This is a genomic window from Nocardia brasiliensis IFM 10847 (assembly GCF_000710915.1).
GTDB lineage: Bacteria > Actinomycetota > Actinomycetes > Mycobacteriales > Mycobacteriaceae > Nocardia > Nocardia brasiliensis_A.
Map to the genome: position 1 here is coordinate 1 of NZ_BAUA01000113.1, position 24,200 is coordinate 24,200.

Annotated in this window: 19 protein-coding genes; 8 read left to right on the plus strand and 11 right to left on the minus strand. The window is 68.6% G+C overall.

Going from position 1 to position 24,200, the window contains the following annotated elements; genetic code table 11:
• The 10 genes from NBRGI_RS23945 to NBRGI_RS23990 form a co-directional block, all read right to left on the minus strand.
• A partial coding sequence (locus tag NBRGI_RS23945) for a cytochrome P450 (RefSeq protein ID WP_036560567.1) occupies positions 1-1,150 on the minus strand: 1,150 nt, incomplete at its 3' end.
• Positions 1,150-2,346, minus strand: coding sequence for an MFS transporter (locus NBRGI_RS23950; protein ID WP_029899477.1), 1,197 nt, complete (start codon positions 2,344-2,346; stop codon positions 1,150-1,152). The genes NBRGI_RS23945 and NBRGI_RS23950, both read right to left, overlap by 1 nt.
• A 21-nt stretch (positions 2,347-2,367) precedes the next feature.
• The gene (locus NBRGI_RS23955) at positions 2,368-3,321 is read right to left on the minus strand and encodes an NAD(P)-dependent oxidoreductase (protein ID WP_029899478.1); all 954 of its coding nucleotides are present in this window, start codon (positions 3,319-3,321) and stop codon (positions 2,368-2,370) included.
• Positions 3,321-4,613 (minus strand): cytochrome P450, encoded by a 1,293-nt coding sequence (locus NBRGI_RS23960; protein WP_029899479.1) that lies wholly within the window; start codon positions 4,611-4,613, stop codon positions 3,321-3,323. The genes NBRGI_RS23955 and NBRGI_RS23960 overlap by 1 nt, the downstream gene beginning before the upstream one ends.
• Positions 4,594-5,271, minus strand: coding sequence for a GNAT family N-acetyltransferase (locus NBRGI_RS23965; RefSeq protein WP_148310924.1), 678 nt, complete (start codon positions 5,269-5,271; stop codon positions 4,594-4,596). Before NBRGI_RS23965 ends, NBRGI_RS23960 begins: the two co-directional genes overlap by 20 nt.
• Positions 5,272-5,274: 3 nt before the next feature.
• Positions 5,275-6,411: an ATP-grasp domain-containing protein gene (locus tag NBRGI_RS23970; RefSeq protein WP_148310925.1), complete on the minus strand. Its 1,137-nt coding sequence runs from the start codon at positions 6,409-6,411 to the stop codon at positions 5,275-5,277.
• Positions 6,398-7,516, minus strand: a complete 1,119-nt coding sequence (locus NBRGI_RS23975; protein ID WP_029899482.1) for a pyridoxal phosphate-dependent aminotransferase — start codon at positions 7,514-7,516, stop codon at positions 6,398-6,400. The genes NBRGI_RS23970 and NBRGI_RS23975 overlap by 14 nt, the downstream gene beginning before the upstream one ends.
• Positions 7,509-8,489, minus strand: coding sequence for an arginase family protein (locus NBRGI_RS23980; RefSeq protein WP_051727992.1), 981 nt, complete (start codon positions 8,487-8,489; stop codon positions 7,509-7,511). Before NBRGI_RS23980 ends, NBRGI_RS23975 begins: the two co-directional genes overlap by 8 nt.
• Complete coding sequence (locus NBRGI_RS23985) at positions 8,482-9,495, minus strand: methyltransferase domain-containing protein (protein WP_158439907.1); 1,014 nt, start codon at positions 9,493-9,495, stop codon at positions 8,482-8,484. Before NBRGI_RS23985 ends, NBRGI_RS23980 begins: the two co-directional genes overlap by 8 nt.
• 36 nt (positions 9,496-9,531) lie before the next feature.
• Positions 9,532-10,758: a 4-hydroxyphenylacetate 3-hydroxylase N-terminal domain-containing protein gene (locus NBRGI_RS23990; protein ID WP_029899485.1), complete on the minus strand. Its 1,227-nt coding sequence runs from the start codon at positions 10,756-10,758 to the stop codon at positions 9,532-9,534.
• Between the two features lie 469 nt (positions 10,759-11,227).
• Between NBRGI_RS23990 and NBRGI_RS23995 the strand changes: the two genes are divergently transcribed.
• From NBRGI_RS23995 to NBRGI_RS24030, 8 genes are read left to right on the plus strand one after another with little or no spacing between them, the layout of a single operon-like run.
• Positions 11,228-16,084 (plus strand): type I polyketide synthase, encoded by a 4,857-nt coding sequence (locus tag NBRGI_RS23995; RefSeq protein ID WP_158439909.1) that lies wholly within the window; start codon positions 11,228-11,230, stop codon positions 16,082-16,084.
• Entirely contained in the window at positions 16,081-16,923 is an 843-nt protein-coding gene (locus NBRGI_RS24000; RefSeq protein WP_029899487.1) for a 3-hydroxyacyl-CoA dehydrogenase family protein, read from the plus strand. Before NBRGI_RS23995 ends, NBRGI_RS24000 begins: the two co-directional genes overlap by 4 nt.
• Before the next feature lie 45 nt (positions 16,924-16,968).
• Positions 16,969-17,232 carry an acyl carrier protein gene (locus NBRGI_RS24005; protein WP_029899488.1) on the plus strand — a complete coding sequence of 88 codons (264 nt, stop codon included), beginning with the start codon at positions 16,969-16,971 and terminating at the stop codon, positions 17,230-17,232.
• A complete protein-coding gene (locus NBRGI_RS24010) occupies positions 17,232-18,356 on the plus strand; it encodes an acyl-CoA dehydrogenase family protein (protein ID WP_029899489.1) in 1,125 nt (374 codons plus the stop codon). Before NBRGI_RS24005 ends, NBRGI_RS24010 begins: the two co-directional genes overlap by 1 nt.
• 35 nt (positions 18,357-18,391) lie before the next feature.
• Positions 18,392-19,480 (plus strand): HAD-IIIC family phosphatase, encoded by a 1,089-nt coding sequence (locus NBRGI_RS24015; protein WP_051727993.1) that lies wholly within the window; start codon positions 18,392-18,394, stop codon positions 19,478-19,480.
• Positions 19,477-20,235 (plus strand): thioesterase II family protein, encoded by a 759-nt coding sequence (locus NBRGI_RS24020; RefSeq protein WP_051727994.1) that lies wholly within the window; start codon positions 19,477-19,479, stop codon positions 20,233-20,235. Before NBRGI_RS24015 ends, NBRGI_RS24020 begins: the two co-directional genes overlap by 4 nt.
• On the plus strand, positions 20,214-20,972 hold the full coding sequence (locus NBRGI_RS45360) for a 4'-phosphopantetheinyl transferase family protein (protein ID WP_158439911.1): 759 nt from the start codon (positions 20,214-20,216) through the stop codon (positions 20,970-20,972). The genes NBRGI_RS24020 and NBRGI_RS45360 overlap by 22 nt, the downstream gene beginning before the upstream one ends.
• Complete coding sequence (locus NBRGI_RS24030; protein ID WP_029899493.1) at positions 20,969-22,684, plus strand: fatty acyl-AMP ligase; 1,716 nt, start codon at positions 20,969-20,971, stop codon at positions 22,682-22,684. The genes NBRGI_RS45360 and NBRGI_RS24030 overlap by 4 nt, the downstream gene beginning before the upstream one ends.
• Before the next feature lie 264 nt (positions 22,685-22,948).
• On the opposite strand, the gene NBRGI_RS24035 is transcribed toward NBRGI_RS24030, so the two are convergent.
• Positions 22,949-24,200: MFS transporter (locus NBRGI_RS24035; protein ID WP_235211087.1), on the minus strand; the 1,252-nt coding region annotated here is incomplete at its 5' end.

Genomic DNA, 24,200 nt, shown 5'->3' on the forward strand with positions numbered 1-24,200 from the left:
GGCAGCGGCGTACGCCGCCGCCGAACGGCAGCCAGGTTTGCGGTGTGACGTCGCCGTCGAGGAAGCGCTCCGGTCGGAAGTGTTGCGGCTCGGGGTGATTGGCCAGGTTCTGGTGCGCCAGGACGATCGAGGTCGACACTCTGGTGCCGCGCGGCAGGGCGACCCCGCCGATGGTCAGGTCGCGGGTGAGCTGGCGTTGTACCCGGCCGATCACCATGCGGTGGCGCAGCGCCTCTTTCATCACCGCTTCGAGATATTTGTCGTCACCGTCGCGGCTCGCCTGCCGCGCCCGGTCCTGCACCGCGGGCGCGGCGGCCAATTCGTGGAAGGCCCAGGACAGTGCGGACGCGGTGGTTTCGTGTCCGGCGAGCAGCAACGTGACGAGCTGGTCGCGCAGTTCCGCGTCGCTGAGCGGTTCGGTGGTGGGATCGTCCCCGGAACCCACCGCGAGCAGCCGGGACAGCACGTCGGCGTACTGGTCGACGTCGGGTTGGGTTCTGCGACGGGCGATCTCGGCGTAGAGCAGGTCGTCGATGGCGGTGAGCGTCTCGGCGAAGCGGCGCCACGGCCCGAACCGCCGCAGCCACTGCCATTTCCAGCCGAGCAGCACGACGGGACTGATCGCGGTGACGCGACGCAGCTGCGGTGTCAGCTCGGCTCGGCGGCGTTCGTCGGCGACGCCGAAGACCACCTGGGTGATCACGTCCAGCGTCAGATCTTCCATGCGCGCGAGGAGGTGTTCGGTACTCCCGGCGGTCCACCGCTCCACCTGGGTTTTGGTGATGTCCTCGACCAGGGCGCGGTAACCGTTGAGGGCCGCACCGGTGAAGGCGGGCATCAGCAATCGGCGGGCGCGGGCGTGTTCGCGGCCGTCGGTCAGCAGCACCGAATGCTCGCCCATGATCATCGCGAGCTCCCGATACGCTTCGCCCGCATGCAGATCCGCCGGAGCGGCGGCGAAGATCTCCTTGATGTGGTCGGGCCGGGAGAACACCACGATACGGTCCGGATAGGGAGGCAGCAGCCGCACGGTGAAGACATCGCCGAAGCGGCGCGCCTGCGCGCCGAGGAACTGGGCGTGCCGCTTGGTGTGCAACACCGTCTGGATCAGTCGCGGTAGTCGTGGTGCCGGTGGGTATGCGCCGGTCATCAGGTGGTCCTTTCCGCCGAATCGGGCTGAGGCCGCCCCGCCGCGCCCGCGCGCCGCGCATAGCCCTCGATGACGACGAAGGCGACCGCGCTGAGCGCCGCGGCGGCGATCGGCAGGGCGAATGGACTGAACAACGAGAGGGTGACGCCGCCGGCGATGCTGCCGAGAGTGACGCCCAGGTAGGTCGACGACGAATTGAGCGCCAGGACCTGGGTCGCCGAATCGGGCGCGGAATCGAGCAGCATGGTCTGCATGGCCGGTGCGTTCCAGTAGAGCGACAGCGACCACACCAGTGTCAGCAGCACGAGCACCGGCAGCGGGATCGGGGCGAACGCGGTGAGCACGGAGAACACGACCATGGTGCCGAGGAACAGTCCGAAGCCGATTCGCAGCGCGGCCGAGGGTCCCTTCTTGTCCACGTAGACGCCGCCCGCGACCGAGCCGAGCAAACCCGCGACACCGGCCACTGCGAACAGCAGACCGCGTTGGCGTAGCGACGAATTCGAGAAGTCGGCGGCGAACGGGCCGAAGTAGGTGAACATCATCAGCGCGCCGCCGAGCAGGATGGTGTTGCCCAGCAGCACGGTGACCACCGGACGACTGGACAGTGCCTGTAGATGTGTTCGCGCAGAGACCAATTCGCCGGGCTTGTCGAGCTGTGCGCGGACCCCGAACAGCAGCGCCGTCGACAGCACGCTCAACCCGGCGAACACGACGAAATTACCGCGCCAGCCGAACACGCTGGCGCACAACGTGCCGAACGGCACGCCGACCGCCAGCGCGCCGACGATGCCGGTGGACACGATGCCGATGTAGGAGCTGCGCTTCTGCGGTGGCGCCAGCATGGGCGCGAGGGCGAACATCGCGGGCAGACAGGCGGCGGCCGCACCCGCGGCGAGCACCCGCAGCAGCATCAGCTGCCAGAACGAATCGACCAGGGCGGCCAGCAGATTCGCGATGACGAAAACGGCCGATGCGGCGACGAAGACGCCGAAGCGGCTGCGCCGGGCCGAGGCGAACGCGATCAGCGGCGCACCGATCACCAGCACCAGCGAATAGATCGAAACGAGCTGTCCCGCGGCGGATTCCGAGATGCCGAGGTCGGCGGCCAGCTCGGGGAGCACACCGGCGATCATGTAGTCGTCGGTGTAGAAGACGAATACGGCGAAGGTGAGCGCTATCAACCAGAACGGCATCGGGCCTCCAAGGGCGGGTGGTCAGGGGATGAGAAAGTCCGTGGCGATCTTGTCCGGGTCCAGGCGCAGCGACCGCTCGCCCATTGTCGATCGATCGCGGGTTCCCGTGACGAAGATCGCCGACCAGTCCCGGTGATACAGCGGATCACCGTCCCAGGGCCGCCAGGCGATATGCGGTGTCAGCGTGACGCGGCCCTTGTCGATCCACGGCCGCAACAGCTCGGTGCGCTCGTCGGTCTCGACATCGCTGGTGAGCCGCCCGGTCCCCGCGGCCAGCCAGCGCAGCAGCGCGTCGGCGTCGACGGGTGCGCAGCGCGCGGGATTGATCAGATGCCCGTCGTGGCGCAGCAGGCCGAACAGGGTGTCGCCGATGTAGTCGACCAGTTCGGGAAGGCCTGGCAGCGCAACGACCATCAGGTGCGCGAAGCGGCCCGGCAACCGGTCGAGCGGCACGGCCGCCGCGGTGCCGAGCGGATGTGCGGCACCGGATCGCGGACGGACCACCGTCACCGCGGCACCGAGTCCCGTCAATGTTTCAGCGACGGTGCGCCCGAACGCGCCGTACCCCACGACGAGCGCCGCGCGCCGATGGAACGGTTTGGGCATGTCCTCGAATGTGCCTGCGGCGCAGTGCAGTACCTGCTGGGTGACCACATATTCCGTCAGTGCGGGTGCATACGCTCTGGCGCTGCGCGTCACCAGGTTTTCGCGCGCGAGGGTCCGAACGTGCGGGTAGGTGGGCGCGGAGGAGACCAGGTGCACCCAGCAATCCCTGGTCGCGGCCGCGATCTCGGCCAGCTCAGTCGCGGTGAGGTCGTGTGCCGCGAGCGCGACCATGTTGTGGGCGAGCGGAGTTCCGGGCGGCACCGTTTCGACGCGCACCTGCGCATCGCGCAGGGGGCCCGCGATCGTGGCGGGATCGGTCGACGCGCCCAGGCAGTAGAGCGTCGACCGATCCACCGTGACGGGCCGCATCAGCGTCCGGCGGTCAACGCCAGTGGAACGCGGATATGTCCGTGCAGTACCACAGAATCCCGCCATTGGCGGCCCGGCAGCAACCTGGCCTCGGGGTAGGCGGACAGGAAGCTGCCGACCGCCACTTGTCCCTGCACCTTCGCCAGGGACGCACCCAGGCAACGGTGTACGCCGGTGGAGAAGCTCATGCTGGTGCGCGCTGCCACATTGCCGACGTCGAGCCGGCCCGGGTTCGGATAGGCACGAGTGTCGTAATTGACTGCGCCGACCCAGATCAGCGCGCCGGTGCCGGGTGCGACGACCCGGTCGCCGACCTTGGTTTCCACCCGTGCGGTGCGGTGCGTCAGCTGGATGGGGGAGTCGTAGCGCAACAGCTCCTCGAACCAGGGGTCGGTCAAACGGCCGTCTTCGAGCACCTCGTCGCCGATACCGTGTTCGAGCACGGTGACAATGGAATTGGCGATGAAGCTGACCGTGGTCTCGAACCCCGCCGCGAACACGAAACCCACCAGGGTCAACAGCTCCGGGAAGGTCAGCTCGCCGGCGAGGTGCATGCGCACGCAGTCCTTGAGGAACCCGTCGCGGAGCCGGTCGGGGTCGGTGCGGCAGTCGAGCACGAAGTCGGTGAACTTGCGGGCCACCGTCATACCGCGCCGGTAGTCCGGATAGGTGATCCCGACATCGAGCAGCTTGGCCCCGTGCCCGCCCAGCGCGTCGAGCATGTCCTCGCCCAGGTCCGGGATGCCCAGGAAATCCGAGATCACCCGGATCGGGATCTTGCGGGCGAAATCCGCGACCAGGTCGATCTGCTCGCGTCCCTCGAGCTCGGCGAGCACGGCCGCGGTGTGGCCGGTGATCACGTCGATGGACGCCGTCACGGCACGATGGGTGAACATCGGGAACACCAGTTTGCGCAATCGGGTGTGCTCGGGCGGGTCCATGAAGACGAGGGCGGGAGCGTCGAGCGCGATCGGCACCGAACGCCGGGTCAGCCAGCGGTAGAGCCCCGCGGCGGGCGGAATCGCCACCGGCTGGTCGGCGGACCAGTCGGCGCTGCGCAGGATCTCCTCGCTCTCTTCGTATCCGGTGACGACCAGGCCCGCGGCGCTGTCGTGCACGCCGGCGTCCGCGCCGATCTTGGTCAGGATCGCCCGGTACGGATCGCCCTTCTCCGGGGGGCGCAGGAACAGCCGGCCCACATCGTTGCCGTCGCCGAGCATCGAATCGGGCAGCAACCGCAGTGGGCCGTGTAGCAGGAACCAGCGAATCGGATCAGTGACCACCGAGCTCACGGAGGACAACGTCGACACCCCCTTGTCGTTGCATTGCGGCATAGAAATTTTCGCGTTCGAAGCGGAACAATGCGGCTTGCTTGTGCGGCAGGTCCACCTCGCCGAGTTCGTGGCCGTCCACCACTTTGCAGACGCTGCGGTCCAGCGCACGTACCAGTTGGTTGGCGGCGGACGGGTCGGAGATCACCCCGGTGCACTCCGGATAGGTCTCGAAGATCCCGGCGATGAGCGCGACCCAGAACGGCAGCGCGTACCCGAAATAGTCGGGTTCGCCGATGCATCCGTGCATACCCATGTCGAGGTCCGGCGTGTCGTAGTAGTCGGCGACTACGTCCAGCGCCGCCCGGTAGAGCTCGACGTAGCCGCCGCGCTGTCCGTTCTGCCCGACCAGGAACGGCCGAGTCTTGTTGTCGGAGAACTGGAATTCGATCTCGGCCTGCCAGCCCTCCCGATCCCAGTCCTTGTGCATGGCGAACTGCACGTGCGGTCGGGCCATCCACTCGACCACCTGGTCGATCTCCGCGGTGGTGTCCGGCGTAACCGGGGTCAACTCCCACGGCGGTGGCAGCGTCGGCACCTTCCATTCCTGAAAGGCGAAGTCGGTCAGCGGTTTCCCGCGCCGCCGGGACCGATCTATGGGTTGTCGCCTGCTTGCCACAGCTCACCCCTCATTCGCGACCGCCAGCAGCTCGAGTGCGGTCAGGACGGCGTCGGTGCGGCCGCTGAGCCGGGCCCGCCCGCCGAGGCGGATGTGATCGAACGTCGCCTCGACCGGCAGCTCGTCGATGCGGTCGGCGCCCGCGATCGGCCTGCCGACGCGCCACAACCAGCCGCCCGAGGCGTCGGCGTCCACCTTCGGCTCGGACCAGTCGAGTCCGGCCTGGATTCGCAGATTCAGCAGCTCGAGATCGATACCGGTGATGATCCTCGATTGGAACGGCACCTCGCCGCCGGACGCCCGCGCGCACACCTCGCTGACCACGACATCGGCGAACGCCGGTCCGCTGGAGAGGTATTCGACGTGTGCGGTGAACGTGCCGTCGAGTCCGAGTGCGGTGCAGGTGCGGATCGCGAGATCGGCCAGCCGGGCCTCGAGCTCGGGTGCGACCCGGGCCGAGCCGGAGGGCCCGCCCGTGGTCAGGTCCAGCAGCGAGCGGATGTAGAGCCCCGAGAACAGGTGCGTCACAGTGCCGTTCACCACGAGCACTTCCGAATGATATTGCGGCCCGCCGAGCAACCGTTCGATAAGCCCGTCGCCGAGCGCGACCGGATCGACGGCGCCGAACGGCTCGATCCGGATGCCGCGCAGATTGGCCTCCGCGGCCGGTTTGACGATGACGAGTTCGTCATCGCCGAACCCGGTGAATCCGGCGGTCGTTTCGACGGCGCCCGCCGCCACGATCAGCGACTCGGGCACCGGGACGGCGGCCGCTTCCAGCGCGCGCCGCATCTGCCCCTTGTGCCGGTAATTCTCCAGCGAGCCGGGCACCGCCGTCGGCAGGCCGCGCTCCCCGCACAGCTGGGCGGCGAGGCCCAGCAGATACTCGTCGTTGGTCACGACGGCGCTCGTCCCGTCCGGGAGCAGCGACCGCCATTTGTCGATCTCGGCGATGTACTGCTCGCCGAGGTCGTCCAGGGTCACTTCGGCGTCGCGGACCAGCGGCACCTCGCCGGTCCGCAGGATCCGTAGCCGGGCGCCCGTCGCCGCTACGGCCGCTCCGAAGTCGGCCAGTCCTTCGCTGCCGAGCGATTGCTTCGCCTGCAGCAGGACCACCGTCGCGCGCTCACCTGATGACAACACGCCTCCATGCCTCTAGGTGCTGGTCGACGCGCTGGCAGCCCGTGACGACGGCTTCCGGATCGCGTGCCAGCGATATACGGATCAGGTCGGTGCCGAGATTCGGCTGCTCCCAGTAGAACAGCTCGCCGGGCAGCACGTGTACCCCGACCTCGCCCAGGTCGGTATACAGCGCGTTGGCGGCGACGCCCGCGGGCAGCCGGAATGTGTCCACCGAGATCCGCGAATCCGGATAGGCGGGCGGCAGATTGATGTTCTCGCGGGCCAGGGCGCGGTTGCGCTGGATATCGTCGCGCAGTTGGTCGTAGCCGCCGTGCCTGCCGTCCTCGGCGAACAGTTCGACCACCCGCAGAATGAACGGCGAGGCCGAGAGCATGTGGTCGGAGTACATCCTGGCCAACGGCAGCGGGTTGCCCGCGTTCCAATTCAGGAACCCGGTCTTGAGTTCTTGCAGGGGCCAGAGCTTTCCGGTGTCCTCGATGATCACCCAGTCGAGCGCGAAGCCGCCGAGCACGGCGTACATGTCGTACTGCGCGCGCAGATCCTGTGCCCGGAAGCACGAATCGATGACGAGCACGGTGCCGCGCTCGGCGCACGCGGCCGCGATATCGCGCAGCCGGTCCGGCGCGAGCACGGTGCCGGTCGGATTGTTCGGCGAGACGATGAACAGCACCCCGCCCGGCGGCGGTATGTCGTCGAGCGGCCCGTCGGCCAAGGCGTTTTCGGCTACCGAGCGGATGCGCAGGCCGTGGCCGGCCAGCAGGTCGTGCAGGTTGTCGAAGGTCGGCTCGACCATGGCCACCGGGCGATCGGCGAGGCGAATCGCCTTGCCGATCATGTCGATGGCGGTGGAGGAGGAGTAGCAGCTGCGAAAGCTGATGTCCTCGTCGAGCGCGCTGTGCTGCCCGATGGAGGACAGGAACGCGGCCCGCGCACTCTTCTCGACCACGTCCACCGGCAGTTTGCGGGTGTGCGCGAAGATCTCCGGGAAGGCGGCCACGATCTCGGATTGGCTGGTGGACAGCGACATTCGAGGGTGTCCGTCGGACAGGTTGACACCGTCGACGAGCGCCCTGACCTCCAGGTCGGTGATGTTGTCAGGCATGCAGACGACCATCCTGTTGTATCCGGGTGCGCCGGGCGGCCGCGGCGAGCGCCATGATCTCGAAGATCACCGCGACGCCGAGATGTGCGGTGATATCGGCGGAGTCGTAGGGCGGGGAGATCTCGACCAGCGAGACGGTCCGAATGTTCGGCAGGTCGAGCTCGCGCAGCAGTTGCAGCGCGAAGGCCGACGAAGGCCCGCCGACCTCGGGGGTGCCGGTGCCGGGCGCGCACGACGGATCGACGAAGTCGATGTCGAAGGTGAGTGCGACCGGATTGTCGCCGACCTTGTCCCGCACGATCCGGCCGAGCTCCCGGCAGCCGAGCGTGAGTGCCTCGTCGCTGTGGATCACGGTGAATCCCATGCCGTCCGGGGCCAGATCCTCGCGGGGCACGCTGCCGCGCATGCCGATCTGCACGCTGGTCGTCGGGTCGATCAGGCCTTCGTCGACCGCCCGCCGGTAGACCGTGCCGTGGAAGTGCTCGACGCCGAAGTAGTTGTCCAGCACGTCGCGGTGGGCATCCAGCTGTACCAGCGAGAGCGGCCCGTGATGCCTTGCCGCAGTGCGGAGTTCGGCGATCGCGAGGCTGTGGTCGCCGCCCACCAGGATCGGCAGCGCGCCGATCGCGTGCACGGCGTCGACGCCTTGCTCGATCAGCTCGAGGGTTTGCAGGTGATACCCCGGGATAATGTGCACATCGCCGCCGTCGACGACCGACAGCAGGTCGGTGATCACCAGATCGCGTTCCCGGCTGCCCAACCGGGCGAGCGTGCTCGCGGCGCGCACCGCCTCCGGACCGAATCGGGCGCCGCTGCGATAGCCCGTCGCGCCGTCGATCGGCACCCCCAGGATGACGGCATCGACACCGTCGCCGGAGGTGAGCTCGCGCACCGGCCGATAGGGGAGCCGGAAGAAGGTGCGCGGGCCCGAGCTCAACCGGCAGACCGCCTGGCTGTCGGTGTAGTCAGTCATCGTCGGAGTCCTTGGACCGCAACAGGATTGCCGTCACGATCCCGGTTTCGTCGAGGCCGGGCGTGTCCACGTCCGCGGCCACCACCTCGAGCCCTTCGCTGTCGAACAGGCCGAGCCAGTACTGCTTGGTCGCCAAGCGCTGGTCGGTGAACGGATGCAACAGGAAATAGTGGTTGTAGTAGTTCGTGCGGTGGGGGTCCTTCATCGCTTCCGCGTTGTCCCAGCAGTAGTCGATGTCGATGACGAGCAGTTCCAGCCCGGGGTTGTTGTCGAAGAGGGTGCGCAGGAACTTTCGCACGCCCGCCTCGCCCTCCTGCCCGAGGATCTCGTGGATGACGAAGCTGATGATGCCGAAGTCGTAGTGCGAGTCGGTGTGTTCGAGATGGCCGATCGCGTCCGCGTTCACGATGCCGATCCGGTCCGCGTGCAGCGAGCCCGCGACGAATTCCACTGCGGCCGCGGCGCCTTCGGGGCTCGGCTCGATGCCGGTGAGTCGCATGTCCGGATATTTCTCGGCCAGTGTGGTCAGGAAGATGCCGCTGCCGCAGCCCAGGTCGATGCCGCTGCGGTAGGTCTTCCCGCGCTGGTCGAGCACCCGGTACATCAGCGGGATCGCGTCGTGCACGCTGATCGCGCAGCTGCCGACCCCGACCATACGGCCGTCGCGGGGCACCGCCGCCGGGTCGGTGAAGCCCTGGCCGATCTCGAGGAAGGTCCGCCCGTAGCCGCCGATCATCATCTGATACCAGCCGCGGGCCTCCCAGATCTGCACCAGCTTGTCCGTGGCGCGGTCGTCCTCGGTGTATCCCGCGGTGCGCAGGAACAGTTGCAGCGCCTCGACCCGCTCCGGCGTCGTCACGACCGCCTCCAGCGCTTTGCGGGCCGGGACGCCGTTCACGACGATCTGTTCGAGGATGCCGTGCTCGATCAGGTTGTACAGCACAGCCGACTGCACGAATCCGCTGAACGGTTCCAGCGCTTCGATCAGGCGATTCCGGGTGAGCATGTGGTTCATACCTCTCTTGCGGTAGTTCTGCGCGGGTCAGCCAGCGGCGAGCCGATCGGGATCCCCGACGAACGCGAGTTCGTACTTGTTCTGCCGGTATCCGTAGGCCCCCGAGGACAAGTTGGTGAACAGCGTCCAATCGGAGAGCTGCGGCGCGACGGGCAACAGGCCCTGCCCGCTGGTCCGACCGGGTTTAGGGCAGATGAGGTCCAATCCGGCGATCTGGGACAGCAGTGCCGCCGCGCCCTCGATGCGGTCGGTGAAGTTGCCGATGCCCTGCAGCAGCGTGGTGCGATCGGCGGCCCAGAAGCCGTAGCGCTCATCGAAGGTCGCGGATTCGAGGGCAGCGGCGAAATCCCGCTCGGTGCTCGTGGCGAACCGGCGCAGCTTCGCCAGCAGCACCGCGGGCTCCTTGGCCGAGGTCGGCCCGCCGTCCAGGACCCGCTGTGCGAGTTCGTGATACAGCTGCGCCTTGGCCGACATCCGTGCCAGCGCCTGCACCCAGGCGGGGTGGGTCATGCCGGTGCGGGCCCGGAACGTATTGCACTGCTCGACCGAGCCGTCGATGAACACGTTGGCGTTGGGCACGAAGGCATGGTCGAGCTCGATGATCGCGTCCTGCTCGTCGAGCACGTCGATCGACTCGTCCGGAATTTCGTGTGCGCCACGGAAACCCGGTCGTGCGTGCACCTTGACGCCGTCGCTGCCCGGCTCGACGGCGACGCACAGCGCGGTGGACGTCTCGGTCTGCGAGAGCATGCGGTAGGGGTAGATCAGCAGGACGTCGGCGTATGGCGCGAGGGTGGCCAGCTGCTTGAAACCGCTCAGATAGATGCCGTCGGAATCCCGTCCGACGACCCGCAGCAGATGGTGCTCGGAAATGCGCCCGCGTTCGGAAATATCGGAAATCGCATGGGTGAGGATCGAATTGGCTGCGCGGCACCCGCGATGGAACTCCTGGACACGGTCAGCGTTTTCCCCGAAATGAGTGGCATTGGTGGCCCATGCGGAGACGATACCGGCCAGGAAATCGGGGCTGCGCCCGAGCAGTCCACCGCTGTAGGTGGCGAATCGGCGCAGTTGTCCGGCGTACTCGAAGAACTGATCTCTGGTCGTTGGTGGCGTCCAGATGCAGTCCCAGAACAATTTCAGTTCCGGATTGGTCCGCAGCCCGTCCAGGGTCTTTGCAAATGGCGTGCGATCGGTCGCCGCGCGCGCCGTCGAAATACTGTCGGTCGAGCAGGTGATCTGCTGAGTTTCCAATGGATTTCCTTAGCCTGCAACCCGGATAACTACCGTTGACGGGGTGTCCGGGCAGATGAGTAACCTTGCGGCTATCTGTGCTGCGGCCCGAGCGGTGTGTATACCCCTATGAATCAGGTCGAATGCATAGAAACCCCCGCTCTCGAGATGGACAACCTGTAGCATGCCTCGCTCGCGAGAGTGATGAAAACCCCCTGACCGGGGGGTTGCCGATATCGCCGAAACGACGAGAATGCCAGCCCGCCGGCGCGTGTAATAACTTCTGTCGCAACGCCTCTCATTCAACACCAGCTTCTCAGGAGTATGCGCCCAGCAGCGTTGCGAGGTGGGTGTGTCGGTGCTAGATTCGGGCCGACGGGGGCTGAGCTTTCCCTGATTCGGGTGTCCGGCGAAAGCTTGTGACAAATTCGGCCGGTAACCGACGCGCGCGGGCCGGGCCATGCACCCCGAAGGTGGAAGGGCGGTATTGGTGGAGACGAATCGGGTGGGGTCCGGTGCCATCGATCGAGCGGCGATCGAAGAATGGCTGTCCGGAAGAATAGGTGAGATCGTCGGCGCGGATCCGGCGACGATCGATCGGACCACCACCTTCGCCGCATACGGATTGACCTCCTCGGACGCGGTGGGTCTCTCCGGTGAATTGGAGGAGTGGCTCGACCGCAAGCTCCCGGAAACCCTGCTCTATGAGCATCCGACGGTGGCGCAACTCGGTGCGGCGCTTGCAGATACGAATCCGGGCCGCACGAGCACAAGCGAACGACCGGTGGCCGCCCACGCGACCGGTGGACCACCACCCGACGACCAGGACACGATCTGCATCGCCGGGATGGCCTGCCGGTTTCCGGCCGGGGCGAACACGCCACAGTTGTTCTGGCGCAATCTCGCCGACGGCGTCGATGCCGCGACGGACGTGCCGCGCGCCCGCTGGGACGCCCAGCGATTCTTCGATCCCGACCCGTACGCGCCCGGAACGGCCTACACCACCCGCGGCGCGTTCGTCGACGACCTCGCGGGATTCGACGCGCAGTTCTTCGGCATCTCACCGCGCGAGGCCCTGCGGATGGATCCGCAACAGCGGATGCTGCTGGAAACCGCCTGGGCGGCACTCGAAGACGCCGCTATCCCCGCGGACCGGATCCGGGAGAGCCGGACCGGCGTCTTCGTCGGCATGATGGCCGACAGTCGCTACGCGCACCTGCTGGTGGACCGCGGCGGTCCCGGCGAACTCGACGACCCCTATGTGGGGCTGGGCAGCGCGACCAGTGTGGTGGCGGGGCGGCTGTCCTATCTGCTCGACCTACGCGGCCCGAGCATGGTGGTCGACACCGCCTGCTCGTCCTCGCTGGTCGCATTGCACCTGGCGATCAACAGCATTCGCACCGGCGAATGCGATCGCGCCGTGGTGGCCGGTGTCAGCGCGATCGTGCACCCCGACACCTACCTGCAGGCGTGCAAGATGCGGATGCTCGCCGCGGACGGGCGCTGCAAGACCTTCGATGCCCGGGCTGACGGTTTCCTGCTCGGCGAAGGCTGCGGGGCGGTCGTCGTCGAGCGGCTGGCCGACGTCCGAGCACGCCGGCACCAGCCCCTCGCCGTGGTGCGCGGGTCGGCCGTGAATCAGGACGGCACCAGTAACGGATTGACCGCGCCGAACCGCGCCGCGCAGGTCGCGGTGATCCGGGCGGCACACCGCAACGCCGGAATCGACGCCGGCAGCGTGGACTACGTCGAAGCGCACGGCTCGGGCACCCAACTCGGTGACGCGATCGAGATCGCCGCGCTGACCGAGGTTTTCGGCACCGCGCGGATCCGCGAACGGCCGCTGTACGTCGGCGCGGTGAAGACCAACGTCGGCCATCTGACCGGCGCGGCCGGGATGGCGGGGCTGGTGAAAACCGTGCTCGCGCTGCGCCGCCGGACCATCCCGCGGAATCTGCATCTGCGCGAACCGAATCCGGCGATCGACTGGGCGGCGAGTCCGGCTCGCCTGCCGCACGAGAACATTCCGTGGCCGGACGCGGACGAGCGCACCCCGACCGCCGGTGTCAGCTCGTTCGGCTGGTCGGGCACCAACGCCCACGTCGTCGTGTCCGCACCACCCACCCCGGTGCGAGCGAACGACGAAGCGCGCAGGCACATACTGGCGCTGTCGGGGCGCTCGCCGCAGGCCGTGACCGCCACCGCGCACGCGCTCGCCGAGCACCTGCGCAGCCATCCGCGCCTGCACCCGGCCGACGTGGCGGCGACTCTCCAGGCCGGACGCTCGGCGATGCCGCATCGGGCTGCTGTCCCGTGCGAGACGTTGCTCGAGGCAGCCGAGGCGCTCGACGAGGTCGGACGGCGTGTGCCGGTGACGGCGGTACCGCACGGGCAAGCGCCTACGGTGCGCTTCGTATTGCCCGGTACCGGCGATCAATTCGCCGGGATGGGCCGCGACCTCTACCGCGCGGACCCCGCCTTCCGCGCCGCCCTCGACCACTGCGCCGAGATCGCGGCCGTGCCCCTCGGTATGGATCTGCGCGCGGTCCTGTACCCGGACTCGGCACCCGCACCGTCGGACCCCTTTGCCGCGCTGCGCAACCGGGGCACGACCACGCCTCCTTCCGACGAATTGGTGTCCCGAACCGATCTGGCGCACGCGGCGGTGTTCGCGTTGAGTTACGCCGCCGCGCAGCTCTGGCGCGGTCGCGGCGTCGAGCCGACCGGTCTGCTCGGCTACAGCCTGGGCGAGTACACCGCCGCCTGCCTTGCCGGGGTGTTCGATGTCGAAGTCGCGCTGCCACTGGTGGTGCGGCGCGCCCAGCTCGTCGCGGCCGCCGCACCCGGTGCCATGCTGACCGTGGCCATGGGTGCAGAGCGGCTCGCGGACTACCTCGGGCCGGATCTGTCCTGCGCCGCGGTCAACAGTCCGAATACGGTGGTCGTGGCCGGTACCGAGGCCGCCGTCGCCGCGCTCGAGCAGCGCCTCGCGGCCGACGAGATCGCGGCGCTGCGCGTGCCGACCACCCGCGCCATGCATTCGCACCTGCTGGAGCCGCTGCGCGCGGCACTGCTCGAGCTGTTCGACGGCATCGAGTTGCGTGCCCCGCGAATTCCGTTCGTGTCCAATGTGACCGGAACGTGGATCAGCGACGAACAGGCGCGCGACCCGCACTACTGGGCCGAGCATCTCTGCGCGACCGTGGTTTTCGACGAGGGCGTGCAGACACTGGCCGGCTCGGATCCGTGCGTGCTGGTCGATCTCGGGGCGGGTCAGCTCGCCAGTTTGGCCGCGCAGACCCTGGCGCACTCGGATGGCGCGGTGACCCTGCCGACGCTGCGCGCCGCATCGCTGCGCGCCCCGGACGGCCAGGTGGTCGCCCGCACCCTGGGCCGGTTGTGGGCGGCCGGGGTGGACGTGGACTGGTCCAGGGTCGGATCGGCGGGGGCGTCGGTCTCGTTGCCGACGTATTCCTTCCAGCATCAGCAGTTCTGGCCGGATGCGCCCGTGGCCCGCCCGGAGCGCGAGCCCGGCCCGGCGCGCACCGGGACCATCGAAGTGCTCGAACCACAGTGGGTCGGTACTCGAGCCGCCACCGGTGCGAACAAGCGCCGCGGTCCCTATCTGGTCTTCACCGATCCCGAGACGTGCAGCGCCGAGCTGGCCCGGCACCTCGTCAAGGCCCTCGGCGGGGCCGATGTGGTAACCGTCTCTCCCGGAACGGAATTCGCCACTACCACCGCGGGCGGATACCAACTCCGGCCCGGTGCGGCCGACGACTACGCCCAGTTGACGACGGCACTGGCCGACCGGAACCTGCTACCCCGCACGGTGGTTCACCTGTGGTCGGTGCAGGGCCCGCAGGACGATCCGGTGTCCGTCCACGGTGTCGGCGCGCATCAGCGGCTCGGGTTCGACAGCCTGCTGACGCTGTCCGGGCACCTGAGCCGGCACTGTGTCGACGGCTGCCGGATCCTGGTAGTCACCGATCATGCGCAGAGCTGCGATGCCGAGGACGAGCTGTATCCGGGCAAGACCACCCTCGTCGGTCCCGCGCTCACCGTGGGACAGGAATATCCCGGCTTGGCGGTGCGCACGTTCGACGTCCGCACCCCGGTCGAGGACGCGACCGCCTCGTGGAGCGAACTCGCGGAATCGGTGGTCGCCGAGCTGGATTGGCGCGGCTCGGCTGCGGTCGTGGCCCGGCGGGGGCGGCGCAGACTCGTGCAACGTCTGCAACCGCGCACGCTTGCCGAGTCCGAGGCTTATGTGCGTGACGGCGGCGTCTACGTGATCACGGGTGGAACAGGAAGTATCGGTCTCCAGATGGCCGCCCATCTGGCAGCGGCGGGGTCCGGGCTCAAATTCGTGCTGCTGGCCCGGACTCCGTTGCCGGATCTCGACGACCCGGCATCGCTCGCGCAAGCGAGCGCGACGGGACACGAGCGCGCCGTCGCGGTGCGCGAGTTGGTCCGCGCGGGCGCACAAGTACTGGTGCTGCCCTGCGATATCGGTGACCGCGCGGCGGCGTCCGCAGCGATCGCGCTCGCCCGCAAGCGGTTCGGTCCGATCGACGGCGTGATCCACGCTGCGGGCCTGCTGACGCCCGACGCCTTCACCACGATCGAGAACACGACACCGGAACTCGTCGCAGCGCACTTCCGGGCCAAGGTGGACGGCACGCTCGCGCTGGCCCACGCGCTGCGCGACGAGCGGCCCGACTTCGTCGTCCTGCTGTCCTCGATGTCGGCGGTGCTCGGCGGCATCGGCTTCACCGCGTACGCGGCGGCCAACGCCTTCCAGGATCAGTTCGTCACCCTGCGCGGTCTGCCGGGTGGGTCCGCATGGCGCACCGCGTGCTGGGACACCTGGCAGGCGACCGTGCGGCAGGGTGAAAAGCCCGGCGTCGCAACCTCGTTGGATACCTACTCGTTCGCCCCCGCGGACGCGCTCGCGGTGTTCGACCGGCTGATCGCGGGCGGACCGCGGCGCGCGGTCGTCTCCGCGGGGCAACTGCGCGAGCGGCTCGAGGCGTGGGTGCCCGCCGGGGATCCGTTCGACAGCGGCGTCGTGCCTGCGGCGGCGCCGGACCACACGGTCGAGGACTATCGGCGCGAGCTCGCCCGGTTGTGGCAGGCGGCACTCGGCGTCGACCAGGTGGGCCTGCACGAGAATTTCTTCGAATCCGGGGGCAATTCGCTGGTCGGCCTGCAACTGATCAACGCGATCAACAAACAGTTCCGCGTGGTCGTCCCGACCGTCGCGTTGTTCGAGGCCCCCACGGTCGATGAGATGGCCGGCTACCTGCTCACCGCGACCGCGCCGGAAAGGAAGTCACGGACATGAAATCGCTCGGAGTCATAGGTGCGGGCGTGATGGGCAGTGGCCTCGCACAAGACCTTGCGGCACACGGTTTTTCGGTGGTTCTCGTGGACCGCTCGCCGGAACAGCTCGACCGTGCGGCGGAGGAGGTGCTGCGGTACTACCGCACCGGTCGGTTGTTCGGCCACGACACCGAAAAGTACGGTGATCTGACCCAGCGGGTGACCTACACGACCGATCTCGCCGACGTCGGCGCAGCGGAGTTCGTAATCGAGAACATCACCGAGAACTGGGCGTTGAAGTCCGAGATCTATCCGCAGCTGGACCGGATCTGCCCGCCCGAAACGGTGTTCGCGGCGAATACGTCGTGCATTCCGATCACCAAGATCGCCGCGGCGACTACCCGGCCCGACCGGGTGCTGGGCATGCATTTCATGAATCCGGTGCCGATGAAGTCCACGGTGGAGGTGATCCGCGGCTGGCACACCTCCGAGTCCACCATCGCGACGGCGCAGGACCTGCTCGACGGTCTCGGCAAGCGCGGCATCGTCGTGAACGACATGCCGGGTTTCGTATCCAATCGGGTGTTGATGCTGATGGTCAACGAGGCGATATTCCTGCTGCAGGACGGCGTGGCGGGCGCGGCCGAGGTGGACGAGATCTTCCGCTCCTGCTTCGGGCACGCCTCGGGTCCGCTGGAGACCGCGGATCTCATCGGGCTCGACACCATCCTCTACAGCATCGAAGGACTGCAGGAGTTCTACGGCGACAGCAAGTATCGGCCCTGTCCGCTGCTGAAGAAGATGGTCGACGCCGGCCTGCACGGCCGTAAAACCGGTCAGGGCTTCTTCTCGTACTCCTGAGCGCAGCCCCGCCTCCTTGCCCCCGTAACCGACAGGACCGCAGACATGTTCTCCGATGCCCGTTCCGAACTCCGTGAATTCGTCGCCAAGCGCTTTCCCGCCGGTGAACTCCAGGACGATCGGGACATCTTCGAAAGCGGCTTCGTCAACTCGCTGTTCGCGATGGAGCTGGTCATGTTCATCGAACAACAACTGGGCGAACGGATTCCGAACGACGAACTGATGCTGGACAATTTCCGCACGGTGGACCGGATGCTGGCGCTGGTCGGCCGGATCGGCGGCCGGGATGCGGCGACCGAGGTGGCGTGATGCGGCCGCGGGCGGAGATCACCGCGTTCGTCGACCAGGTGCTGGCGCCGCGCGCCGCGGAGTTCGATCGCGCGGGCCGCATCGACGCAAAGATGGTGGGGGAGTTCGCCGCCCGCGGTCTCTGGGGCGCGGTGTTGCCGGAAGCCGACGGCGGCACCGGGGCGGGCATGACGGTGCTGGCCGAACTGCACGAGGAGATCGGGCGCGGCTGCGCGGCCATGCGCAGCCTGCTGACCGTGCACTCGATGGTGCTCTACGCGCTGGATCGCTGGGGCAGCGAGACGATGCGGCGCCGGTGGCGGGCCGATCTGGTGGCGGGGGCCGCGCTCGGCGCGTTCTGTCTCACCGAGTCGGACGCGGGCAGCGATTTCGCCGCGCTGCAGGCCACGGCCGTGCGCGAGGGCGAGCAGTGGGTGCTGAACGGGCACAAGCTCTGGGTCACCGGCGGCCAACTCGCCGACGTGCTGCTAGTTTTCGCCCGCACCGCGAAAGGTCCGGCGGCCTTCCTGGTGGACGCCGCCGAACCCGGCGTGCGGCGCAGTCCGGTCGAGCACGTCACCGGGACGCGTGGCAGTCAGGTGGCCGAGATCGTCTTCGAGCACTGCCGGGTGGGACCGGACGCGATGATCGGACCCGAGGGAATGGGGCTCGCCATCGCCACCGGCGTCCTCGATATCGGCCGGTTCAGTGTGGCTGCCGGCTGTGTCGGTCTCCTGCAGGCCTGCCTGGAGGCCTGCGTGCGCTATGCGAGCACCCGTCGTCAGGGCGGTGCGCTGTTGCGCGAACACCAGCTGGTGCAACAGATGATCTCCACCATCGCCACCAACACCAGGGCGGCGCGGCTGCTGGTGTGGCAGGCTGCCCGGCTGAAGGACGCGGGCAGTCCCGACACCATCATGGCGACCTGCATGGCCAAGCAGTTCGCCGCGACCGCGGCGGTGGCGGCCGCGAACGACGCGGTGCAGCTGCACGGCGCGCGCGGCTGCAGCGAGGAGTACCCCGTCGCACGGTACCTGCGCGACGCCAAGGTCATGGAGATCATCGAAGGCAGCACCCAGCTGCAACACGTCCTGATCGCCACCGACGCGTGCCTGAATCGGGCGCGGGTCGTCGCCATTGCTTGAGTCGGCCGGATCTGCGCAGCGGGAAGGGGAATTCGATGAACGCCGAGGTGCGCAAGCGCCCCCGTCAGATCAAATGCGTGGTCTGGGATCTCGACCACACGCTCTGGGACGGCGTACTGCTCGAGCAGGCCACCGTCACCGACCTGAAACCCGGTATCCGGGAAACCATCACCACGCTGGACGAACGCGGAATACTGCATTCGATCGCCAGTCGCAACGATCCCGAACTCGCGCTCGCGAAACTCACCGAGCTCGGCATCGCCGACTACTTCCTGCACCCGCAGATCGGCTGGGCCGATAAGTCGGTGTCGGTGGCCGCCATCGCTCAGCGACTCGATATCGGGATCGATACCCTCGCCTTCGTCGACGACCAGGCGATGGAACGTGACGAGGTCGCGTTCGCCCATCCCGAGGTGCTCTGTATCGACGCCGAAGAGATTGTGTCGCTGGCGGATCGCCCGGAATTCCGGCCGCGGCAGGTGAGCGCGGACGCGCGTAATCGGCGGCATATGTACCGGGCGAGCATCGAACGCGGCGTGGCCGAAGAGCGCTTCGCGGGCACCAACGAGGAATTCCTCGCCACGCTCGGCATGCGCTTCCGGATCAGCCCGGCCGCTGCCGCGGACCTCGGTCGCGCCGAGGAACTCGTCGTGCGGACCAATCAGCTGAACTCCACCGGCATCATGTACTCGGCCGAGGAACTCGCCGCCTGCGCCACCTCCGACGAGTATCTGCTGCTGATGGCGGAGCTGGAGGATCGCTACGGCAGCTACGGGCAGGTCGGTCTCGCGCTGGTGCAGCGCGGTGCGCACGAATGGCGGTTGAAGCTGCTGTTGATGTCGTGCCGGGTGATCTCCCGTGGTGTCGGAACGGTGCTGTTGCACCATGTGCTCCGGCTCGCGCAGGACCACGGTGCCCGGCTGCTCGCCGAATACGTTGCCACGGAACGGAATCGCATCATGTACATCACGTACCGGTTCGCCGGTTTCACCGAGGCGGGCGAACGCGACGGTGTCACGCTGCTGGCCGCGCCGGCCGAACCGCCCCCGCCGCCACCGGCGTACCTGACGGTGGAGACTCCCGAAGTGGGGGTCCGCCCGAGCGTCAGCGAGGTGCGGGCATGAGCGCGCCGACCATCGCCGCGGGCAGATGGATGCCGTATCCGGGGGCCGGTGGCGCGGCCGCCACGCTGTACTGCCTGCCGCACGCGGGCGCGGGCGCCTCGACCTACCTGCCGTGGCGCAAGCAGTTGCGTCCCGAGGTCGACGTGGTCCCATTGCAGCCGCCCGGCCGGGAACTGCGGCTGCGGGACCAGCCGTTCGAGGACCTCGGGGCGCTGCTCGACGACCTGCTCGCGGTGCTGGACGGTGCGTGGCAGGAGCCGTTCGCGCTGTTCGGGCACAGCCTGGGCGCGCTCGTCGCCTACGAGCTGGCCCGGCGGCTCGCCGCCGGTGCGGGACCGCGGCCGGTGCACCTGATCGTGTCCGGACGTCGTGCGCCACAACATCCTTCGCGGTTACCGTGGGTCCGCATGGCCTCCGACGCGACGCTGCTCGAGATCGTGTACCGGCTCGGCGGCACACCCGAGGAGGTACTCGCGGACGAACAGATGCGCGCCCAGGTGCTCGCGCTGATGCGCGCCGATCTGGGGGTGGATCAGACCTACCACTATCGGCCGCACCCGCGGCTCGACGTGCCGATCACCGTGCTGAGCGGGAGCGCCGATTCGCACGTCACCATGGCCGAGCTCGAGCCGTGGGCCGAATGCGGTTCGGCCGGAGTCGATATCCGGCTCGTGCCCGGCGGGCACTTCTTCCCGGTGACCCACCGCGACGCCGTGCTCCGGCGGGTGCGCCAATGCCTGATGGGGTCGCCGTGATCGGCGGCACGGCCCCGCGCCGGACGATCGCGCCGGACGACGTCGAACTGTGGTGGACGGCGCTGACGGGGGAGTGCGCGCCGCAAGACCGTCGCGTACTGGACGCCGCGGAACTCGACCGCAGCACCCGCTTCGGCACGGCGGGGTTCGCGAACGACTTCATTCGGATCCGGGCCACGCTGCGTCGCGTGCTCGCGGCGTACACCGGAATCGCCCCCGACACGTTGGAATTCACCGCGGGCGTACACGGCAAACCGGAATTGCCAGGCCACGCACTGCAATTCAATCTCACGCACACGACCGACTGCGCCGTTGTCGCGGTGGCCGGATCGGGCGCGGTCGGCGTCGATATCGAATCGCTGGACACCGACTTCGATCAGGTGGCGCTGGCCGCCCGAGTGCTCACCCGTGCCGAGGCGGACCTGGTCCGGGCCGACCGCCGCCGGTTCCTGCACCACTGGGTGGCCAAGGAGAGCTACCTGAAATGGCTGGGCAGCGGGCTGACGATATCTCCCGACACCCTCGAAGTCGGGGCGGATGCGTCCGGGCGCACGGTGGTCACCGGCGTCGACGGTGTCGAGTTGCCCGTCGGGTACGTCCATCGCTTCGGTTTGAGCCCGCGCCACGTCGGCGCCTTCGTCAGTCACCGGCCCGCCCGGCGCTTTCCGCTGCGCCCCGCCGAATCGAACGGGGCCAGAGCATATTTCGGTCGTCGTAGCGCAGGAGTGCAAGCATGACAACCTTCTTCCCGGTAGAGCCGGTAACCCTCGTGCAGATGCTGACCATGCGGGCCGCCGCCAGGCCGGACGAGGTGCGGTTCCGGCATCTCGGCGACGGTGACGAAGTCAGTGCGGCAATGACTTTCGCGGATCTGGACCGGGCGGCCCGAGCGGTGGCCGTGCGGCTGGCCGAGGTCACCCGGCCGGGGGAACGGGCGCTGCTGCTCTACGCGCCCGGTCTGGAATTCGTCGTCGCCTTCTACGGCTGCCTGTATGCCGGTGTGGTCGCGGTGCCGGTGGCGCCGCCGCAGCCGAACAAGCTGGCCGACTCGCTGGCGCGGCTGGCGTCCATCACCGCCAACTCCGGGGCGCGGCTGCTGCTCACCAGTGCCGATATCGAACCGCTGCTGACACCGGTGCTGGCGCACAGCAAGGGGTTCACCCAGCTGCGTACCGTGGTCACCGATCAGGTAGACCCGGCGACGGCCGACCGGTACCGCGATCCGGGCATCACGGCCGAAACCGTTGCGCACCTGCAATATTCGTCCGGTTCTACCGGCGAGCCCAAAGGAGTCGTGCTCACCCACGGCAACGTGCTCGCCAATCTGCGACTGGTCACCGGGAAGATCGGTGCGGGAGTGGGCGTGGCGTGGCTGCCGACCTTCCACGACATGGGCCTGCTCAGCATGGTGACCTACCCGGTGTACAGCGATTCCTCCGTGATCAGCATGTCCCCGTTGGCCTTCGTGCAACGGCCGGCGCGCTGGATAGCGGCGATGTCGCGCTTCGGCGCCACCCATACGGTCGCCCCCAATTTCTCTTTCGCGCTCGCGGTGCGGCGGGTGGCTGCCCCGCAGGTCGGCAAATACGACCTTTCGCCGCTGCGGGTGGCGCTCTGCGGCGCGGAACCCGTTCGGGTGGACACGATGCTCGCCTTCGCCGAGCATTTCGGCGACGCGGGTTTCGACGCCGCCAGTCTGTTCCCGTGCTACGGCCTCGCCGAGGCGACACTGCTGGTGACCGGCGGCCCACGCGGCAGCGGGCTCACCACCGTCGAGGTCGACCCGACCGCGCTGGCCAAGGGGCGGGTGGAACCGGTGCCGAGTGGCGGTCGCAGGTTGGTGGCCAGCGGTGAACTCAACGACGCCTACGAGTTCGTGCTCGCCGACCCCGATACCCTCAGCCCGCTGCCGGCCGGGCAGGTCGGCGAAATCTGTTTGCGCGGAGACAGTGTCGGCGCCCGGTACTGGGACGCGCCGGAAGCCACGGCCGAGACCTTCGGCGCGACCGTCCCCGGCCATGCCGGAAACTTCCTGCGCACCGGCGATCTCGGCTTCGTGCACGAGGGACAGCTCTATGTCACCGGTCGTCGTAAGGACCTCATCATCATCGACGGCTACAACCACTATCCCTCCGACCTCGAAGCCACCGCGATGGACAGCCACCCGGCGCTGCGGCCCGACCGCTGTGCGGCCTTTCAGGTGCTCGATCACGACGACCCCGAGCTGGTGCTGGTGGCCGAACTGAATCGCGACCACCCGGCCGACGCCGCCACCAGAGCCGAGATAACCACCGCCGTGCGTACCGCGATCGGCGAACACCACGGCCTGCGCCTGACCGACGTGGTCCTGATCACCCCCGGCTCCATCCCGCTCACGTCGAGCGGCAAGGTCCGCCGCTACGCGGTCCGCGACCGATACCGCGACAACGCCTTGTCCCCGCTGTCCTGAACCGGCCGACTACAAACCGACATCCCCTGCTGGGCAAGGGATGTCGGCTGGTTGGAGCGTCGAGCCGGGACGGGCGGCAGCGGTCCTCCCTCCGCTGTCCGCGCGCCGCCGGGTCGCCCGACGCCACCTCGGTGCCGGCCGCTCGCACCGCAACCCCTCGATGCGGCGACGGAAGCCGGCGCGGCGCGGGCGGTGGGGCGCGCTGGGAGTGTGGGTCGGGCCGCCCCCTCCGCGGTCCGACCCACCCGGGATGCGGTGTCGTGTTCATCCGGCCACCCGCGCTCGATCGACCGGGGCCGGTCGGCTCGCGCGGCCGGTGCGGGTCAGCGCCGCCAGCACAAGGGCGGCGCAGACCGAGGTCAGGATGAAGGTCTGGAAAACCTGCAGCGGCCCGGTCGCGGCCAGTACCCAGCCACCGAGGGTGGGCGCGGCCACCGCGCCGAGTCTGCCGACGCCATTGGACCAGCCGAGCGCGCTACCGCGCAGGTCGGCCGGATAGGCGTCCGCCACAGCGGCGTTGATGAGATTCAAGGTCGAATGCGCGGCCGCGCCGAGCGCCGCGATGACGGCGAGTAGCAGCAGCCGGTCCGACAGTCCCGTGGCGCAGGCCGCGACCATGGCCGCGGCGACGCACGCGCTCACGCTCGCCACGGGGCGCGCGCCCCACCGCACGGCCGCCGCGGCGAGCGCGAACGATCCGATGACCGCGCCGCTGTTGAGCGTCAGCGAGAACTGCAGCGCCGACGTCATCGGATAGCGCAGTTCCCGCATCAGCGTGGTGATCCAGGTGTTCAGCCCGTACCAGGTGAGCAATTCCGCGAACGCAGCTACCGCGAACAGGATCGTCATCGGTCCGCGGGGTGCGGTGAACAGTTCGCGTACCCGGCTCGGGGTGCGGGTGCGCGCGAATTCCCTGGACTCGGGCAGCAAGACGATCGCGATGAGCAGGACCAGCGCGGAGCCGATCGCGCCGATCCAGCACAGCGGCCGCCAGCCGTGCTCGGACAGCAGGGCCAACCCGGCGAGCGCGGAGGTGATGCCGCCGATCGGGATACCGGCCATGAGCACAGTGACGGTCAGGCTGGTGCGGCCGGGCGCGGTGTACTCCTTGGCCAGCGCCAACGCGACCGCGGCGGCGGCGCCCATGCCGATCCCGGCGAGCAGGCGGAACGCGCCCAGTTGCGCCACGGAGCCGGCCAGCCCGCAGGCCGCGGTCCAGCCGGTGAACCAGCCGACGGCGACCAGCAGCGGGCGCCGCCGCCCGAACCGATCGGCCAGCCTGCCGCCGGTGAGCGCACCGGCGGTCATCCCGACATAGACCATGCTGCCGACCGTGCCCGCCGTGGATTTGGTCATCCCCCAACCGGTTTCGTCGAGCAGCGCGGGCAGCATCGCACCGTACATGATGAGGTCGTAGCCCTCGGCGACGACGATCAGCGCACACAGCCCGATGACGCCCGTCGCGGGAAGGCGGTCGCGGGCGGCCCCGCTGCCCGCGATCACGGCTTCGCTCCGC

Bases quoted from the DNA above. Each gene is read 5' to 3' on its own strand.
- NBRGI_RS23950 (WP_029899477.1), bottom strand. From the start codon at position 2,346: ATGCCGTTCTGGTTGATAGCGCTCACCTTCGCCGTATTCGTCTTCTAC.
- NBRGI_RS23955 (WP_029899478.1), bottom strand. From the start codon at position 3,321: ATGCGGCCCGTCACGGTGGATCGGTCGACGCTCTACTGCCTGGGCGCG.
- NBRGI_RS23975 (WP_029899482.1), bottom strand. From the start codon at position 7,516: ATGCCTGACAACATCACCGACCTGGAGGTCAGGGCGCTCGTCGACGGT.
- NBRGI_RS23980 (WP_051727992.1), bottom strand. From the start codon at position 8,489: ATGACTGACTACACCGACAGCCAGGCGGTCTGCCGGTTGAGCTCGGGC.
- NBRGI_RS23985 (WP_158439907.1), bottom strand. From the start codon at position 9,495: ATGCTCACCCGGAATCGCCTGATCGAAGCGCTGGAACCGTTCAGCGGA.
- NBRGI_RS24000 (WP_029899487.1), top strand. From the start codon at position 16,081: ATGAAATCGCTCGGAGTCATAGGTGCGGGCGTGATGGGCAGTGGCCTC.
- NBRGI_RS24005 (WP_029899488.1), top strand. From the start codon at position 16,969: ATGTTCTCCGATGCCCGTTCCGAACTCCGTGAATTCGTCGCCAAGCGC.
- NBRGI_RS24010 (WP_029899489.1), top strand. From the start codon at position 17,232: ATGCGGCCGCGGGCGGAGATCACCGCGTTCGTCGACCAGGTGCTGGCG.
- NBRGI_RS24015 (WP_051727993.1), top strand. From the start codon at position 18,392: ATGAACGCCGAGGTGCGCAAGCGCCCCCGTCAGATCAAATGCGTGGTC.
- NBRGI_RS24020 (WP_051727994.1), top strand. From the start codon at position 19,477: ATGAGCGCGCCGACCATCGCCGCGGGCAGATGGATGCCGTATCCGGGG.
- NBRGI_RS45360 (WP_158439911.1), top strand. From the start codon at position 20,214: ATGCCTGATGGGGTCGCCGTGATCGGCGGCACGGCCCCGCGCCGGACG.
- NBRGI_RS24030 (WP_029899493.1), top strand. From the start codon at position 20,969: ATGACAACCTTCTTCCCGGTAGAGCCGGTAACCCTCGTGCAGATGCTG.